Below are 17,065 nucleotides of genomic sequence, written 5' to 3' on the forward strand. Positions count from 1 at the left end.
TGGAGGTACTGTTCATGCAAAAACAGGTTAGAGTTTCAGGTAAAAGCAAAGAAAACACGTTACTCCTAAAACACTTAAAAGGTGACGTGCAAGGAAAAGAACTTGTTATTGAAGACAGTATTGCAAACGAGCGATGGAAACAAGTATTAAAAGAAAATACAGATATTGAAAACGACCTTTTCAACTACCAAAAAAATCGTGAAATCAGTAAAGTCCCTTTTATGCCTGTAGACAGATTAATAACCAATGATGAAGTGGATGATATCTTAAATACATTAACGAAAGTTTTGCCAACTGGAAAATTTACTAGTGGTTCTTATTTAGAGCAATTCGAAAAAGTTTTATCTACATATTTACATAAAAGGTATGTAATTGCAACTAGCAGTGGAACGGATGCAATTATGATAGGATTATTGGCTTTAGGGTTAAACCGAGGGGATGAAGTTATCATGCCAGCTAATAGCTTTTCAGCTACTGAAAATGCTGTGTTAGCTTTGGGAGGCGTTCCTATCTATGTAGATATTAACCCACAAACATTCTGCATCGATCCTGACAAAATCGAGGAAGCAATAACTCCTTATACAAAGTTTATTCTACCTGTGCATTTATACGGAAAACATTCAGAAATGAAGCATATCCGTCAAATCGCAAATCGTTATCAATTGAAAGTAATTGAGGATGCTTGCCAAGGAATTGGACTGACAGACTTAGGAAAGCATGCAGACATAACTACATTAAGTTTTAATCCATATAAGAATTTTGGTGTATGTGGTAAGGCTGGGGCAATAGCAACTGATAATGAAGAACTCGCTAAAAAATGCATACAATTTAGTTATCATGGTTTTGAAGTAAATGTGAAAAATAAGAAAGTCATCAATTTTGGATTTAATTCAAAAATGGACAATTTACAGGCAGCAATTGGTTTAGAGAGAATGAAGTATCTTTCATTAAACAACTTCAAAAGACTATTCTTGGCGGATAGATACATTACTCAATTAGCAGAATTACAGAATAAAGGCCTTATTGAATTACCAGAATTAAGTGAAGATCATGTGTGGCATCTGTTTCCTATTAAGGTAAGAACAGAAGATAGGACAGATATCATGACTAAATTAAATGAAGATTTTGGTGTTCAAACAGATGTATATTATCCAATACTGTCTCATATGCAAAAAACTCCTTTAGTACAGGACAAGTATACAAAACTCCAATTGGTTCATACGGAAAAGGCTCATAGTCAGGTACTGCATTTGCCTTTATATCCGTCATTTACTTTAGAAGAACAAGACAGGGTAATGGAGGGACTGTTTCATGTTATTAAGCAAGAAGTCGGAGTATAAAGCGTTATCCAAGGTTGAACATCCTAAGTATATTGTTTTTTGTGATTTTGATGAAACGTATTTTCCGCATACAATCGACGAACAAAAACAACAAGACATTTATGAACTCGAAGACTATCTAGAACAAAAAAGTAAAGCTGGGGAACTACTCATCGGATGGGTTACTGGGAGTAGTATAGAATCTATTCTCGATAAAATGGAACGAGGAAAATTTAGATATTTCCCGCATTTTATAGCTAGTGATCTTGGAACTGAAATTACGTACTTTTCAGAGCATAACTTCGGACAGCAAGATAATGAGTGGAACAGTCGTATAAATGAAGAGTTTAGTAAAGAAAAGATTGAAATACTTGTGAAACAGTTACATGAACATCATAACATTCTTTTGAATCCTCAAACTCAATTAGGAAAGTCACGGTATAAGCATAATTTTTATTATCAGGAACAAGATGAAATAAACGACAAGAAAAACCTATTAGCAATTGAAAAGATCTGCGAGGAATACGGAGTTTCAGTTAATATAAATCGCTGTAATCCCTTAGCAGGTGATCCAGAAGACAGCTATGATGTAGATTTTATACCTATGGGAACAGGAAAGAATGAAATTGTAAAGTTTATGTTAGAGAAACACAACCTAAATACCGAAAAAGCTATCGCATTTGGAGATAGCGGAAATGATGTTCGTATGTTACAGGCAGTAGGGAATGGATATCTACTAAAAAATGCAACACAAGAAGCCAAAAACTTGCACCCACTGATAACTGATAATGAGTACTCAAAAGGAATTACCAATACCTTAAAAAAATTAATTGGATAATCAGGAGGAAATAGATATGAAGAAGATTGGTATCATAGGTGCAGGTGGTATTGCAAGAGCGCATGCAACTGCTTTATCTACAATAAAAAATGCAGAGTTAGTTGGGGTGCATGACATCAATCAACAAAATGCGGAAAGCTTTGTGAAAACTTTCGGTGGGAAGACATATGAAAATGTAGATGAACTAATTGATGTCTCAGAAGGTGTAATTGTAGCATCACCAAACTTTTGCCATAAAGAACATGCTTTGCAAGCATTAGCAAAACATAAGCATGTATTGTGTGAAAAGCCTATGGCTATTTCTCTTGAGGAAGCAAGCATAATGAAAGATACTGCTGAAAGGTTAGGCGTAAGAGCTAGTATGGGATTTAATTATAGATATTTGTCTTACGTAAATATCTTAAAAAGCTTAATTATCAATAATGAACTAGGTAACATATTGTCCATAAAAGCACACTTCAAGAAAAATAGTGCAATTAGACGTAAGAAGTTTACTTGGAGAGATACGCTAATAGTAAGAAGACTAGCGGGTCATTGGGGGATCTGGGTATTCACCTCATCGACATGGTATGGTATTTGTTTGAGTGTGATTTCATCACAGAATCAGTAAGGGCAAAGATGAACACAAATGTAAAAACAAAAGAGGATAAACAGGTACTTGTAGATGACTATGCTGAAATTTATGGCCAACTGAAGAACAAGGTATTTGTAAATATCATCACATCAAAATGTTCTGTACCTGAAGACTGTGGTTTTAGCATTGAGGTAGTTGGACACAAAAAAGAGTTTAAATACCACACAGGCAATCCTCACGTTTACAAGCTCATAGATGGCTTGAACGTGGTAGACTGCCCAGTGCCGCAAAGCCTATTAAGCGATCCGCCAAACGAATTTTATGGTTGGGCTGATTCTTTTAGAAGCGAGTTAATCAATTGGATTGCATCAACTCAGAAAGATTGGGTTGAGATCCCTTCTTTTAACGATGGTTTTAGATCTCAGGAAGTATTAGAAATGTTCTTTGAGAAAGATAGCAACTCTCAAACAATGTCTGTTTTAGCAGTCAACTAGTATTTCGAAGAGATAAGTTACTGAAAAAGCAGGAATTTATTTTCCTGCTTTTTCATATAGGGGTGTAATGAATGTTAAGAGGAACATATTTATTTGGATATGCTTTCTTTTTTACAGTAGGTATAATCCATATATCAACAGGGAGTTTGACACCATTTCTATTAGAGTCTTTTAACAAGACAACAGATGATATTTCGGTCATCATTTTCTTTCAATTTACCGGATTCCTGAGCGGAGTATTAATCGCACCGTTAATGATTAAGAAATACAGTCACTTTAGGACACTTACTTTAGCTTTGACAATAATGCTTGTAGCGTTAAGTATCTTTTTTCTAACTAAGGATTGGTATTATATTGTTGTAATGGCTTTTCTCTTAGGATATGGAGCAGGTACATTAGAAACGACAGTTGGTTCCTTTGTTATTGCTAATTTCGAAAGTAATGCAGAAAAAATGAGTAAGTTGGAAGTCCTCTTTGGATTAGGCGCTTTAACTTTCCCATTATTAATTAATTCCTTCATCAATATCAATAACTGGTTTTTACCGTATTACTGCATATTCACCTTTTTGTTTGTCCTATTAGGAGGATGGTTAATTTTCTTATCCAAGAACCGAAAGTACGCTAAGAAGGCTAACCAGCAAGTGACCTTGCCAAATGTAGGAGCATTCCAATACTTTATAGGAGATAGAAAAAAATCAAAGCAATTAGGTTTTTTTGTATTTTTCGCTTTCCTATATGCTGGTATTGAAACAAATTTCGCCAACTTTTTACCTTCAATTATGATAAACCAAGACAATGAACAAATCAGTCTTATCAGTGTCTCCTTTTTCTGGGTAGGGATCATCATAGGAAGAATACTGATTGGTTTAGTAAGCAGAAGGCTTGATTTTTCTAAGTACCTCCTATTTAGTTGCAGTTGTTTAATTGTTTTATTGATCGCCTTCTCTTATATAAGTAACCCAATACTTCAATTGGGTGGCACATTTTTAATTGGTCTAAGTATAGCGGGCATATTTCCCATTGCTTTAACACTAGCATCTATCATTATTCAGAAGTACGTTGACGAAGTTACAAGTTTATTTATAGCTTCGGCAAGTTTCGGAGGAGCAATCATCTCTTTCTTAATTGGATGGAGTTTAAATCATGATACGATCTTATTAACCATGGGAATATTTACAACTATGGCAGTCATTCTAGTAGGTATTTCTGTAAAGATTAGGAGAACTAAAACAGAAGACCCCATTTCACTTGAAAGCAAAGCTTCAAAAACACGTGTAAATGAAAGATACTAATAGACATATCGTAAGTAAGAAGAGGACTTAATGTCCTCTTTTTACTTTTCAAATAAAAATAAAACAAATGAATGAATTGAGGTAAATACATGTACAAATTTATATATATAGAAGATACATTGAGTGAAAAAGATCAGTGGTTCCGATTATGAGAAAGTAAAATTACAAGTTACTTGGGTATTCTAGAGATCTCTGACCAATTTCAGAATAGGTTGATTCATAACGTATTGTTGGATGGTACGGCATCTCTGCAGAAGATATTGGCAAGTTAACAACAGACTTAGCTGAGAAATGACAGGGTCTATTAAGTGAGGGTACGAAAATTCTTACGCGTGAAAATGAAACATATATTACATTTGTTGATTCTATGGGAGTATTAGCCGAAATAGAAAGTAAGACATTCCCCAAGAGGAAATAAAAGGACTAAACGGGTGGCTTGCTACAGAAGGTCTTTCCTTGTTTATATGGAGAAAACAGTGTTTTAGCAAGGGAGATAGTAGATGATAGAAGTGGGCAGAGTTATCTGAAAACGTATCTGTAAAAAAAACAATTCTAAAATTCCCTCGAAATATTTTGAGAGCATCAAAAGCCAAAGAGCAAATTTTGAGATGAACCGAAGATGCATGTAAACTAAAGGGAAATCCTAAAATTAATAGGGGCGATATGATGAAAAAGATTATTAAAGGAAGTTTGCTGCGCGACAATCCCGAGAAGGCAATGCACTTATATTATGGAATATGTTTAGGAATCTGGCTGATTTATAATTTGGTGACATCCGGCTCCCCTGGACTGCCGCTTATGATTTTAGCCGGAGGAAATCTGATTTACGTTACAATCTTGAAAAAGAAAGAAGAAACGTGAAAAACACGCACCTCAGTGCGTGTTTTTTATTTAAAAACGTTGTGAAGACCCTCTTCCATTTCTTCTGATGACGGATACCACTTTGTCACCAGATCCCGAAACAGCCGTTCCGCAAAAAGAATCTCTTCCTCTGTATATCGGTCAAAAAATGACAGAAAACGCTGTTCGACCTTCTGGTGATAATATTTGTGCAAACTGTGCAGTTTTTTTCCGGCCGGCGTCAATCGGAAGTAGACCTCCTTTTTGTTATCGCTGAGCTGTGTTCTGTGAAGGAAGCCTGCGCCGAGCAATTTTGTGCTGATGCGCGATACAGTCGCTTTTGTCGTATTCATTTTTTCTGCAATAGACGTGACATTGATTGGTTCATTGTCCCCAACACAAGAAAGAACATGAATTTCTGTCATCGACAATTGAGATTTACTCCCGTGCTCGGCATCCAGCTTCTTCAATTCGTCAGACAAAAAGGCTTTAATGAGCCCCTCCCACTTCTCCTGCTGATGAATGAGCTCCGCATATAATTCAAAAATATTGCGTTTCGTATGATCTGTATTCATCGGGTTTTCCATCCTTTTTCATTCGATTGTTTCTTCTATCATACCGTTTTGTTACAGATGAAACAATCGAATTGAGCTACACCCGGCTGGCAACGGAAATCCAGCGGCTGATCCCTGCTTGAATCACTTCGGTACAATCGGGCTCCGATGCGCCCACTGCCCAGGCAACATGTCCATCAGGGCGAATCAAAATCGTATGCACGTCCCGCAACTTTTCATTAGGTTCTGCAAGCGAGGCATTTACCGTACGTAAGCCTTTTAATCGACTATGATCACAAGCCTCCTGTGTCAGCGATAACAAAACAAATGTCCCGTTATGGAGACAGCTGTACAGCCGTTCCGAACTGCCGTCTGAAAGAATCAGCTCCATATCAGGAAGCCTTGACCCGTTCAAACGATGCGGCGGCATGTTAGGATCAGCTTCATACCTGACATCGAGCGCAGAAATTTGTCCCGCTACATATCGATTCACTTCAGGGAAGGCGAGCAGTTCCGACATCATACTTCGCAAATGGAGACCAGCTTGATTGAAATCAAACAGCTTTGTTTGTGCCTCTGTGTTCCTCAGGAGCCCTTCAGCAGCTGAGTGCCGTTCCTTATGATAGCTGTCCAAAAGCCATGAAGGCGCAACGCCCTTGACGGCCGCCGCCAGCTTCCATCCAAGGTTCATTGCATCCTGTAGGCCAACATTCAGCCCTTGCCCGCCCGCCGGAAAATGAATATGCGCGGCATCACCCGCAAGAAAGATTCTGCCGTCCCGATACCGTTTCGCTTGGCGCGCGGCGTTCCCGAACCGCGACATCCACGAAGGGTCGCTTAAACCAAAGTCAGTTCCGCAAATTCGCAGGAGGTCAGCTTTCAGCTCTTCCTCAGTCACAGGCACATCTTTCGGCGTTTGCGTGCGATAAGGGCTGATCACAACGACACGATATCGGTCTGAAGATAACGGAACAATCATAACACCGCCCTCTTTTGTGCAAAGGGACAGCACGCCTGACGGCGGCGGAGAAAGGAGCGCCACATCCCCAAGCGCAGCGGTGACAGTGCTGTCTGTTCCCGGAAACTCAATTTTTGCCTGTTTCCGGACGGTACTTCCGGCGCCATCTGCCCCAACGGCAAACTTGCTTGTGATCGTCCGTACACTGCCGTCCCGATCCTTAAAAATCGTTTGGACCGCTTCTCCGTTTTGCGTTATCGCCAGCGCCTCTGCACCCCGAAACACCTCTGTTCCCAGGCTTCGCGCATGTTCCTCAAGCAGCTACTCTGTTTTGGCCTGCGGAAGCAAGAGCGTGTAAGGACAGCTCGTATCCAAGCCTGAAAAATCCAGACGGGTATCCAGCATTGAAAAATGCCCGGAAGGTATCTTGCTTCCTTTGGATACGAAACGTTCCAACAGCCCTCTCATCTCAAGGAGCTCCAACGTCCGGGGATGGAGGGTCAACGCCTTGGAATGCGGAACAGGCTTTTCAAGGCGCTCAATCACACATGTTTTCACCCCGGCCATCGCAAGCTCGGAAGCTAGCATAAATCCGACCGGCCCTCCCCCTATAATCACTGCTTCTACATTCATCTTAATCACTCCTTTTGTTTCATACAAAACGAACGAAAACCACTAAAATAAACGCAAATCTTAAAACCAGTTTTATTTTTTTGTTACACACGTAACGATTTAAATTATATCCTCTTACAATTTTTTCTTCAACACATTTTTCCAAACCAGCACAAAAAAAGACGCCGCTTCAATTGGCGTCTTTTTGTTCAGCATCGGAAATCACACCGACGATATTTTTTTCTCTAATTGGACCAAAGTGCCGGCTGTCGAAGCTGTATATGCGATTATCTCCAACGACAAAATATTGACCCTTCGGCACCTTGCTTGTTCCTGTCACATCTTTCAACGTAAAATCACCTGTTACATGGCTTCCGGCAGAAACAGATTTCAATTGCTTCAAAAATGGTTCAGCAACCTGCTTTCCGTTCACATACAGCTGATCATCTTTATATTTGATCGATTCACCGGGCAAGCCGATTACCCGCTTAATCAGCACTTTTTGATCGGGGCCTTTAAAAAGGACAATATCAAAACGATGGATGGTTTTAAATCGATGCGAAAATTTATTGACCAACAGTTCGTTCCCTTCCTGAAAGGTCGGGTTCATGCTGACGCCTTCCACTTTATAATCAATAAAGACGGCATTTTTAACCTGAATGGCGAGAACAACGGACACTACACTGGCAAGAAACCAAAACCGTTTTTTCATGTTACTGTCTCCCTCCATCATGCTCACGCTGACTAGCTCTCACATGCAGGTACCGCTCCACCTTTTTGCCGACATACCATAAGACAGCGATCACCAATACGGCGATGACCGTTCGAATCGGCTGTGTGATCAGCGCGTGCAGATCATATCCGATGAAGCTGATCATAAAAATCATGACAAGCTTTCCCGAGGCAGCCGCCAAAATAAACGGCCGCGTTCCGATCCTTGACAAACCGGCAACAACATTCACCGCGGCTGACGGTGTAAACGGAAAACAAAGCAGAAGAAACACAGGGCCGAAGCCGTGCCGTTCCACCCATAACATCAGCTTTCTGACCGACGGATGACTGCGGATAAATCCAAGCAATCTTCTCTGTCCGTATTGACGGACAATCAAAAATACGAGAATAGATCCAGCAGTTGATCCCGCCCATGACAGGATGAATCCTTCCCACAGGCCAAACGAGTTCGTATTCGCCACCACAAACACGATCAGCGGCAAAAACGGGAGAAATGCTTCAATTAAAGGCAGCAGCACAGCAATAAGCGGACCGAAAGCCCTATAGCTTTGAAATAATTCAGTTAAATGTTCTTGTGTGAAATAGGATAAAAAATGCTCCAACATTTATACTCCTTACCGGGTTTGTCTATCCTTATTCTACACATTATCAGCAGAAAACTAAAAAGTTTTGGCGATTTTTTCTGTCTTGAAACATTTCACCAGCCGATATAGAATACAAATAGAACAAACGTTCCCATTAGAAAGAAGGAGTCAGCAATGCCGAATCTGCAGGAGGAAATATACGAATTAATTGAACGGGCTCTCTTTTTGCCCATGGCCATTACGATTTTTAATCGTGATCTCGCCGGAATTGAGCAAAGCACATTAAAATTGAAGCATCCTTATAAACAGCTTATCAGCGAATCATTAAAAATAGCACAAAAGGATTTGATGGAGGTCAGAAAAGAGCTGAGGAAAAGAAAAATTGCGATACACGAGGCGGAACGCGATGAGGCCTTTACGCTTTATGTATTTGTGATCGATGGTTATGAAGAAAAGCACCGCTATTTTAATCCGCGAATTCGGGAGCAGGTCAGCGAATTATTAACATTCTATTTATTTGCCCCGGACAGGCCATGAGTCTTTTGAATCATTCTGTACTCTCCCAAGATTGCCCGCTCCCTCTTCGGGCAATTCCAACAATAAATTTCAGACAATTCCCACTATACAAACAAAATAAATTTATTTATAATTCGAACCACAGCCTTTCGCCCCAAAAAATGACATGTGCCGCCATATCTGCGACATCATTTTCAGTACGCTTGGGCTTGCACACCCCAATCCTAAAAGAGAAGGAGGATTCTATGAAACTGATTCACGTTCTCGCCGCTTTGCCCTTTATCGGAATCTTACTCGGCATCCCTTTTGCAAATAAAGTGACTCCCTATGTGTTCGGCATGCCGTTTATTCTTGCCTATATCGTGATGTGGGCTCTTTTGACCTCTGCGTTGATGGCGATTGTGTATGTCCTCGATAACGAAAATAAAAAGGAGGAAGCAGAATGAACGCAGCTCTCATCATCATTTTCGGCGTCCTGCTTTTGAGTATTTTTCTCGGCATACGCGCCCAAAAAGGAAAAGATATGAACCTTGAGCAGTGGACGGTCGGAGGCCGCGGCTTCGGAACCGTATTCGTGTTCTTATTGATGGCAGGCGAAATTTATACCACATTTACGTTTCTCGGCGGAAGCGGCTGGGCCTACGGGAAAGGCGGACCGGCCTTTTACATCATCGCCTACGGATGCCTGGCTTACATCCTTTCTTATTGGCTTCTGCCGGCGGTTTGGACGTACGCGAAACAGCATAAGCTGATGTCACAGTCTGATTTTTTCACCAAAAAATATAACAGTCCGCTGCTTGGCGTGCTCGTTTCACTGGTCGGCATCGCCGCGCTCATTCCGTATCTTGTGCTGCAGCTGAAAGGCCTCGGGCTGATTGTATCGGAAACATCGTACGGCAAAATCTCTCCGACCGCCGCCATCTGGATCGGCGCCATTTCGATCACGGTTTACGTTATGGTATCCGGCATTCACGGGTCTGCCTGGATATCGGTTGTGAAAGACATCATGATTTTGGTTGTCGTTCTGTTTTTAGGTGTGTATTTGCCAATTCATTACTACGGCGGATTTCAAGACATGTTTCAGCAGATTGAAACGGCAAAGCCAGGCTTTCTTACGCTTCCCGAAACGGGGCAAAGTGCGGCCTGGTTCAGTTCAACCGTGCTCTTGACAGCACTAGGGTTTTACATGTGGCCTCATACGTTTTCCGCTTCGTATTCAGCCGAAAACCCAAAAGTCTTTCGCAAAAACGCCATCATCATGCCTTTATACCAGCTGGTCCTGCTCTTCGTCCTTTTCGTAGGCTTTGCGGCTATCCTGCAAGTTCCTGGTCTGAAAGGCGCAGACGGGGATCTATCGCTTTTGAGACTGTCACTGCAAACATTTGACCCTTGGTTTGTCGGGATTATCGGTGCCGCCGGACTGCTGACAGCGCTTGTGCCGGGGTCTATGATCTTAATGTCTGCCTCTACGCTGTTTGCTAAAAATGTGTACAAAGTGTTCGCGCCCCGCACGACAGAACAGCAAGTATCGGTGCTTGCTAAGTTTTTAGTGCCGGTGATCGCGCTGATTTCGGTGTACTTTACCTTCAAGGGCGGGAATACCATCGTTACGCTGTTATTGATGGGCTACAGCCTTGTCACACAATTATTTCCGGCCCTGCTGTTCAGCCTATTCAAGCATAATATGGTGACGAAGCAGGGAGCCTTTGCCGGCATCATTACAGGTGTCGGAGCGGTTTCTTATATTACATTGACGGAAACGACGATCAGCACTTTATTTCCCGCGCTGCCTCAAGCAGCAAAAGACTTAAATGTCGGCATAGTCGCCCTGCTTTTGAATATTACCGTCATGGTAGCTGTAAGCTTTGCGACAAGAAAAACGAAAAGTGCTGCGGCTGATCAGGCGGCATAAATCATAAAAAAGCAATCTGGACATCAGATTGCTTTTTCTTATTTAACGTTCGCAGGCGATATAATCTTTGTCGCGGTCTTTCTTTTTATTGGCATCATAAAGCGCCTTAGAGACATAAGGCTTGTACTTTGTTTTTCCGCCTTTGTTTTTCACCTTCGACGTGCGGGCCACCCCGCCTTTGTATACTTTGTTTAACTCCTTGCAATTCTTATAGACCTTCACCTTTGTTTTGGCTTCCGCCACATGGTCAGATCCATATGAAAAACCGAAAACGAGACCGAGTGACAGCAAAACCGCAGCCGCTTTTTTCATGACGTTACACTCCCCCTTATATCCAATATTTAGTTGGTTTATAGCCCGAATTTATCATAATTCATATAGTCTTATTTGACAAGATAAATATGGAAGAAGGGTTTGTTTTTTCTTGTTTTCTTTGTCTTTCAGTGTTCAATCTGCCAAAACATGTTTCTCTCCATATGCTCAGGGGTACACATACAAATGTACACCAAACAGAAAAGGAGCGTTGACGATGTCTGATTCAAATCTTAGCAATCCTTTAACAGCATTTTTTCATGATGAATTTCCTGAACAATATCAAGAACCGCCCGGCCTGCAGCAGAACATGAAGCCGGTGCCGGATTGCGGAGAAAAAAGCTACAAAGGATCGGGTAAACTCACCGGCCGAAAAGCGCTTGTCACCGGCGGCGATTCCGGCATCGGCCGCGCTGCCGCGATTGCTTACGCCCGAGAAGGCGCCGATGTAGCTATTAACTACTTGCCTGCGGAACAGCCTGATGCTGAAGAAGTGAAGGAACTGATAGAAGCAGAAGGGCGAAAAGCAGTGCTGATCCCCGGAGACTTGAGCGACGAATCCTTTTGCCAGGACCTAGTCAAACAGGCGCATCAGGAACTCGGCGGACTGGATGTGTTGGCGCTGGTTGCCGGCAAACAGCAAGCAATCGAAAACATTGAAGATCTGCCTACTGAACAAATCTATAAAACATTTGAAGTGAACGTCTTTTCCCTTTATTGGGTTGTAAAAGCAGCGCTTCCGTTGTTGCCGGAAGGCGCGTCGATTATTACCACCACCTCAGTAGAAGGCTATAATCCAAGCCCGATGCTGTTAGATTACGCAGCAACGAAAAACGCCATTATCGGCTTTACCGTCGGACTGGGAAAACAGCTGGCCTCCAAAGGCATCAGAGTGAATTCAGTTGCACCTGGGCCAATTTGGACGCCGCTGCAGATTTCCGGTGGACAGCCGACGGAAAATATCCCAAAATTCGGCCAAGGTACCCCGCCCGCTCCATTAAACCGCGCTGGGCAGCCAGTAGAATTGGCAGATGTTTATGTATTCTTAGCTTCAGAGAATTCAAGCTATGTGACATCTCAGGTATATGGCATCACCGGCGGAATTCCGACAGCCTAAAGCAGGAGAAGGAGCTGCCCTGTTTGGTCAGCTCCTTTCTTTTTTTCTAATACCGCTCCCCGAGCTCACGCAAAATAAAATCATAAATCATCTTCGTCCGCTCTTCCTTCGGATACAGCATAAATTCCTGCCGTTTTGGCACGCGGTGTTCGATTCTGTCTTGGAATTTGGTTCTTAGCCATGCTGTCCGGTATACCTGGTTCTCGAACGAATTGCAGGAGATCGGCAGCTCCATCGTTTTCCCATTCGAAAACGTCACTTCCGTATCGTCGAATTCAGTCGGTTTGAATTCTTTCACATGCACATGGGAAATCCAGCCGCATTGGGGTCTTGTCGAAGAAAGTGTAGGGAATAAAAAGATTTGATTCGAAGGGTCCACCATGATCGGTGGTTTGTGTGAAATTTTTGTCACTTCATAAGTTCCTGCTTTTCTTCCCGCATAGCTTGATCCGAAAAACCGGCAGCTTCTGTCGACAATTTGCAGCGGCTTCATGCTGACGTAAAACACGCAGTCTTTTTCAATAATTTTGGAACAAATTTTGCCGTCGATTTCTTCTGGCAGCACGGCAATTGTTGCGCCGTTCACTTCATACGATTCTAAAGGTGCGTCTGTTTTCTGACTCATATTATGGCCTCCATCCTTTTTCTGCAAAATTTATACTAATAATCTATCATCTGTTTTTATAAAACGACAGGTTTTTTTAACAAATGAGCTAAAATCATCTTTTAATGATATTTATTGGTACTAAATTACTAGTAATAACCCGGTTTTACATTCGTAAGATCTTCGGTTTACGGCATTTTGCAGGATATGTCGATAGATTGCCAAGTATTAGTTGTCTAAAAATTATAAAAATTAATTGATTTTTTCGACCGTTATCCATATACTATAAAAAAGGCATTGGGGGGATTCTTTATGAAAGAGAAAAAATCGTACACTGAGCTCATGAAGTCCCGCAACACGCAAAAAACAAAAGAATTTGATGTCACAATGACGGATGTCTACATTCAAATGGTGCTCGATGAATCCTTGTATAAGCGTCGGCTGGCCATGCTGACGGACCAAATCAACAAAGCCTTGGACGAAAAAGATAAAGATGCGTTTCTTACGCTCTCTAAAGAATATGTAACGCTCAAGCAGAGCGAATAAGCCAATCCTCAAGGATTGGCTTTTTATTACCCATTCACAATTGTTCCGCCATTGACGTGAATCGTCTGTCCTGTGACATAGGTGGAATCGTCGCTGGCAAGGTATAAATAGCTTGGCGCCACTTCCACCGGCTGTCCCGGGCGTTCCATCGGCACGTCTGAACCAAACACTTCCACATCCTTTGCCGCAAAGCTGGCCGGGATAAGCGGTGTCCAAATGGGGCCCGGCGCTACTGCATTAACCCGGATGCCCTGCTGAACAAGCGACTGGGAAAGTGACCTTGTAAACGTAACGATCGCACCTTTTGTCGCTGAATAATCGATCAGCGTTTTATTGCCTTTATAGGCGGTAATTGATGCAGTATTAATGATAGAGCTTCCCTTTTTTAAATGAGGAAGCACCGCCTTTGTTAAGTAAAACATGGAGAAAATGTTCGTTTGGAAGGTTCTGACCAGCTGGTGGCTTGTGATTTTTTCAATACTGGGCTGGACATGCTGCTCAGCTGCATTGTTGACCAATATATCAATCGACGGAAACGCTTGGCTTGCCTGCATGACCACATCATTGCAAAACGCTTCATCTCCGATATCTCCTGCAATCAGCAGGCATTTTACCCCTTCCTTTTCTACATACTGCTTTGTCTCCTCGGCGTCCTGATGCTCATTCAAATACACAATGACCACATTAGCCCCTTCTTTTGCGAATAACACCGATACAGCGCGTCCGATCCCGCTGTCTCCTCCAGTAATGATAGCGGTTTTGCCCTCTAATTTTTTCGCTTTCTTCGGCTTATCAAAAACCGGACGGGGATCCATGAGATATTCAAAACCCGGCTGCTGGTTCTGGTGCTGAGGCGGCAATGTTTTCTTTTTTTGATTCGCCAATGAAATCACTCCTTTTCAACCCTATTATGTTATGAACAATCCCTGCCTCCTATGTATGAAAAGATAGAATATGGAAAAATTAAGAATAAATCTGATGGGAGGTATCATGGCTTGGCTAATCCATATTTTGCAAAGGAAGCACCTGAAACATACTGGAAAACATCAACTGACCTGCCTTCTTTTCCGGCGCTTCAAGAGGATACTGAATGTGACGTCACCATTATCGGAGGCGGGATTACGGGAATCACAACGGCGTACGAACTCACGAAGAGAGGCTTCCGTGTCGTCTTGATTGAAGCAAATCAGGTTCTCAACGGCACCACTGCCCATACAACCGCTAAAATAACCGCCCAGCATGACATGATATACGATGAATTTATCCGCAATTTCGGATTGAACCACGCGAGGCTTTATTATGAAGCAAATCAAAACGCAATTGATTACATAAAAGGCATTGTGGATGAACATCAAATTGATTGCGAATGGATCGAACAAGACGCTTATCTTTACACAGCAAAAGAAAATGCTGTACAAAAAATCCGCACTGAGCATGAGGCATACACAAAGCTCGGAATTGAAAGAGACCTTATCAAGGATCTTCCGATTCCCTTAGGTTCTAAGCTGGCGCTTGTCATGAAAAATCAAGCCCAATTTCATCCGCTGCAATACTTAAAGGCGCTTCTGGATCAGATTGTTCAAAAAGGCGGACGGATTTATGAAGAGACCGTTGCGCTTGATATCAAAAAAGGAGAAAGGCCAGAAGTGGTAACAAAAAGCCGGCACGCCATTAAGAGCCGCTTTATCATATGCTGTTCCCACTTCCCTTTTTACGACGGAGGCGGATTATATGCTACGAGAATGTACTCTGACAGATCTTATGTCCTCGCCATCAAGCCGAAGATCGAATATCCCGAGGGCATGTATTTAAGTATCGATCAGCCGGCAGTGGCGCTCCGCTATACGGTTGTAAACGGTGAAAAGCTGATTCTCTTCAGCGGGGTAAGCCATAAAACAGGCCAGGGAAAAGACATGTCTACACATTATGAAACACTGAGACAGCTGGCCGAAAGCACCATCGGCATCGAAAGCATCCCATATTACTGGTCCACTCAGGATCTCGTGACAATTGACAAAATCCCATTTATCGGGCCGATGTCGGAAAATGAGGACAATATTCTAGTAGCGACCGGGTTCAAAAAATGGGGCATGACGTCATCAGGGGTTGCGGCCACTCTATTGTCAGACCTTGTAGAGAGAAAAGATAACCCATACGAAAGCATATTTACGCCGTCCCGTTTCCATCTGAATCCCGGACTGCAGAAAGTGATCTCATACAATGCCGATGTCGCCAAACATTTTATTAAAGGAAAGCTTGAAAAGCCCGACGTCCAATTTGAAGAGATTGCGCCGGGTGAAGGAAAAGCCGTCACCATTAACGGCAGACGTGCGGGAGCATTCAGAGATGAAACAGGCTGCCTCCATCTCGTCGATACGACGTGCACCCATTTAGGCTGTGAGGTCGAGTGGAACGACGGCGAGCATACGTGGGATTGTCCGTGCCACGGATCACGCTTTAAGCCAACCGGTGAAGTTGTGGAGGGACCGGCCATCAAACCATTAAAACAAATAGATCTCGATTAAACCGTTCATTTTAATGAACGGTTTTTTAAATATTTTTCATCTGCATCTTCATTCATGTTTCTCTTGGCCGATAAAAAAGAAAAAGGCTTAAAAAGCCAAAAAGTGAAAATTATATTTTTCCCAAGGGGGATCATGGTATTGTTATTTAAAAAAGATAGAAAACAAGAAACAGCTTATTTTTCTGAGTCAAACGGACAACAAAAAAACCGCATTCAGCTCACAAACAAACATGCAGATGTCAAAAAACAGCTCAAAATGGTCAGACTAGGAGATGCCGAGCTTTACGTTTTAGAGCAGCTTCAACCGTTAATTCAAGAAAACATCGTATACATCGTCGATGCGTTTTATAAAAACCTTGACCACGAAAGTTCATTGATGGATATCATTAATGATCACAGCTCAGTTGATCGCTTAAAACAAACGTTAAAACGGCATATTCAGGAAATGTTTGCAGGTATTATCGATGACGAATTCATTGAAAAGCGAAACAGAATTGCCTCCATTCATTTAAGAATCGGCCTCCTGCCAAAATGGTACATGGGCGCGTTTCAAGAACTACTTTTGTCAATGATCAACATTTACGAAACATCCATTACAAATCACCAAGAACTGCTGAAAGCCATCAAAGCGACAACTAAAATTTTGAACTTAGAACAGCAGCTTGTCCTTGAAGCGTTTCAAAGCGAGTACAACCAAACCCGCGATGAACAAGAGGAAAAGAAAAACCTTCTTCATC

General features: G+C 42.1%; 16 protein-coding genes and 3 pseudogenes. 12 read left to right on the forward strand and 7 right to left on the reverse strand.

All coding sequences use genetic code 11. From position 1 onward, the window contains the following. Nucleotides 1–14 precede the first annotated feature (14 nt). From ntdA to AC0C66_RS14260, 5 genes and pseudogenes are all read left to right on the forward strand, one after another. Nucleotides 15–1,340, forward strand: a complete 1,326-nt coding sequence (gene ntdA / locus AC0C66_RS14240) for a 3-dehydro-glucose-6-phosphate--glutamate transaminase (RefSeq protein WP_072566053.1) — start codon at nt 15–17, stop codon at nt 1,338–1,340. Then, nucleotides 1,312–2,157: a kanosamine-6-phosphate phosphatase gene (ntdB, locus tag AC0C66_RS14245; RefSeq protein ID WP_472973602.1), complete on the forward strand. Its 846-nt coding sequence runs from the start codon at nt 1,312–1,314 to the stop codon at nt 2,155–2,157. The genes ntdA and ntdB overlap by 29 nt, the downstream gene beginning before the upstream one ends. Before the next feature lie 16 nt (nt 2,158–2,173). Further along, nucleotides 2,174–3,225 (forward strand): annotated as a pseudogene (gene ntdC, locus AC0C66_RS14250) (glucose-6-phosphate 3-dehydrogenase NdtC). A 71-nt stretch (nt 3,226–3,296) separates the two neighbouring features. Further along, entirely contained in the window at nt 3,297–4,517 is a 1,221-nt protein-coding gene (glcP, locus tag AC0C66_RS14255) for a glucose/mannose transporter GlcP (RefSeq protein ID WP_472973603.1), read from the forward strand. A 663-nt stretch (nt 4,518–5,180) separates the two neighbouring features. After that, nucleotides 5,181–5,378, forward strand: a complete 198-nt coding sequence (locus AC0C66_RS14260) for a hypothetical protein (RefSeq protein ID WP_014113290.1) — start codon at nt 5,181–5,183, stop codon at nt 5,376–5,378. A 26-nt stretch (nt 5,379–5,404) separates the two neighbouring features. Here AC0C66_RS14260 and AC0C66_RS14265 read toward each other — a convergent pair whose 3' ends face one another. The 4 genes and pseudogenes from AC0C66_RS14265 to AC0C66_RS14280 all read right to left on the reverse strand — a co-directional run bounded on the left by AC0C66_RS14265 (nt 5,405) and on the right by AC0C66_RS14280 (nt 8,818). Next, nucleotides 5,405–5,932 carry a MarR family transcriptional regulator gene (locus AC0C66_RS14265; protein WP_014113289.1) on the reverse strand — a complete coding sequence of 176 codons (528 nt, stop codon included), beginning with the start codon at nt 5,930–5,932 and terminating at the stop codon, nt 5,405–5,407. A gap of 76 nt (nt 5,933–6,008) precedes the next feature. Beyond that, nucleotides 6,009–7,508: pseudogene (locus AC0C66_RS14270) on the reverse strand (monooxygenase). 163 nt (nt 7,509–7,671) lie between these two features. Beyond that, a complete protein-coding gene (gene lepB, locus AC0C66_RS14275; protein ID WP_019257986.1) occupies nt 7,672–8,193 on the reverse strand; it encodes a signal peptidase I in 522 nt (173 codons plus the stop codon). 1 nt (nt 8,194) lies between these two features. Next, the gene (locus tag AC0C66_RS14280) at nt 8,195–8,818 is read right to left on the reverse strand and encodes a TVP38/TMEM64 family protein (protein ID WP_088679518.1); all 624 of its coding nucleotides are present in this window, start codon (nt 8,816–8,818) and stop codon (nt 8,195–8,197) included. A gap of 153 nt (nt 8,819–8,971) precedes the next feature. Here AC0C66_RS14280 and AC0C66_RS14285 point away from each other — a divergent pair, with 153 nt between their 5' ends. The 3 genes from AC0C66_RS14285 to AC0C66_RS14295 all read left to right on the forward strand — a co-directional run bounded on the left by AC0C66_RS14285 (nt 8,972) and on the right by AC0C66_RS14295 (nt 11,225). Next, nucleotides 8,972–9,334 (forward strand): YhjD family protein, encoded by a 363-nt coding sequence (locus AC0C66_RS14285; RefSeq protein WP_072183342.1) that lies wholly within the window; start codon nt 8,972–8,974, stop codon nt 9,332–9,334. A gap of 224 nt (nt 9,335–9,558) precedes the next feature. After that, complete coding sequence (locus tag AC0C66_RS14290; RefSeq protein ID WP_014113284.1) at nt 9,559–9,759, forward strand: DUF3311 domain-containing protein; 201 nt, start codon at nt 9,559–9,561, stop codon at nt 9,757–9,759. Next, entirely contained in the window at nt 9,756–11,225 is a 1,470-nt protein-coding gene (locus AC0C66_RS14295; protein WP_072183341.1) for a sodium:solute symporter family protein, read from the forward strand. The genes AC0C66_RS14290 and AC0C66_RS14295 overlap by 4 nt, the downstream gene beginning before the upstream one ends. A 42-nt stretch (nt 11,226–11,267) precedes the next feature. On the opposite strand, the gene AC0C66_RS14300 is transcribed toward AC0C66_RS14295, so the two are convergent. Next, nucleotides 11,268–11,537, reverse strand: coding sequence for an excalibur calcium-binding domain-containing protein (locus AC0C66_RS14300; protein WP_014113282.1), 270 nt, complete (start codon nt 11,535–11,537; stop codon nt 11,268–11,270). A 217-nt stretch (nt 11,538–11,754) separates the two neighbouring features. On the opposite strand from AC0C66_RS14300, the gene AC0C66_RS14305 reads away from it, so the two are divergent. After that, the gene (locus AC0C66_RS14305; protein ID WP_072183340.1) at nt 11,755–12,654 is read left to right on the forward strand and encodes an SDR family oxidoreductase; all 900 of its coding nucleotides are present in this window, start codon (nt 11,755–11,757) and stop codon (nt 12,652–12,654) included. Between the two features lie 46 nt (nt 12,655–12,700). On the opposite strand, the gene comK is transcribed toward AC0C66_RS14305, so the two are convergent. Next, nucleotides 12,701–13,279 carry a competence transcription factor ComK gene (gene comK / locus AC0C66_RS14310; protein ID WP_024712928.1) on the reverse strand — a complete coding sequence of 193 codons (579 nt, stop codon included), beginning with the start codon at nt 13,277–13,279 and terminating at the stop codon, nt 12,701–12,703. 291 nt (nt 13,280–13,570) lie between these two features. On the opposite strand from comK, the gene AC0C66_RS14315 reads away from it, so the two are divergent. Continuing rightward, on the forward strand, nt 13,571–13,804 hold the full coding sequence (locus tag AC0C66_RS14315; protein ID WP_072183339.1) for an IDEAL domain-containing protein: 234 nt from the start codon (nt 13,571–13,573) through the stop codon (nt 13,802–13,804). A gap of 26 nt (nt 13,805–13,830) precedes the next feature. On the opposite strand, the gene AC0C66_RS14320 is transcribed toward AC0C66_RS14315, so the two are convergent. Further along, nucleotides 13,831–14,688 (reverse strand): SDR family oxidoreductase, encoded by an 858-nt coding sequence (locus AC0C66_RS14320; protein WP_072183338.1) that lies wholly within the window; start codon nt 14,686–14,688, stop codon nt 13,831–13,833. 111 nt (nt 14,689–14,799) lie between these two features. Between AC0C66_RS14320 and AC0C66_RS14325 the strand changes: the two genes are divergently transcribed. Beyond that, nucleotides 14,800–16,329, forward strand: a complete 1,530-nt coding sequence (locus AC0C66_RS14325; RefSeq protein ID WP_072183337.1) for an FAD-dependent oxidoreductase — start codon at nt 14,800–14,802, stop codon at nt 16,327–16,329. A 132-nt stretch (nt 16,330–16,461) separates the two neighbouring features. Continuing rightward, nucleotides 16,462–17,010, forward strand: a pseudogene (hemAT, locus tag AC0C66_RS14330) (heme-based aerotactic transducer HemAT); the annotation flags it as partial. Nucleotides 17,011–17,065 lie beyond the last annotated feature (55 nt).

It is taken from the genome of Bacillus sp. VA13 (assembly GCF_055710085.1).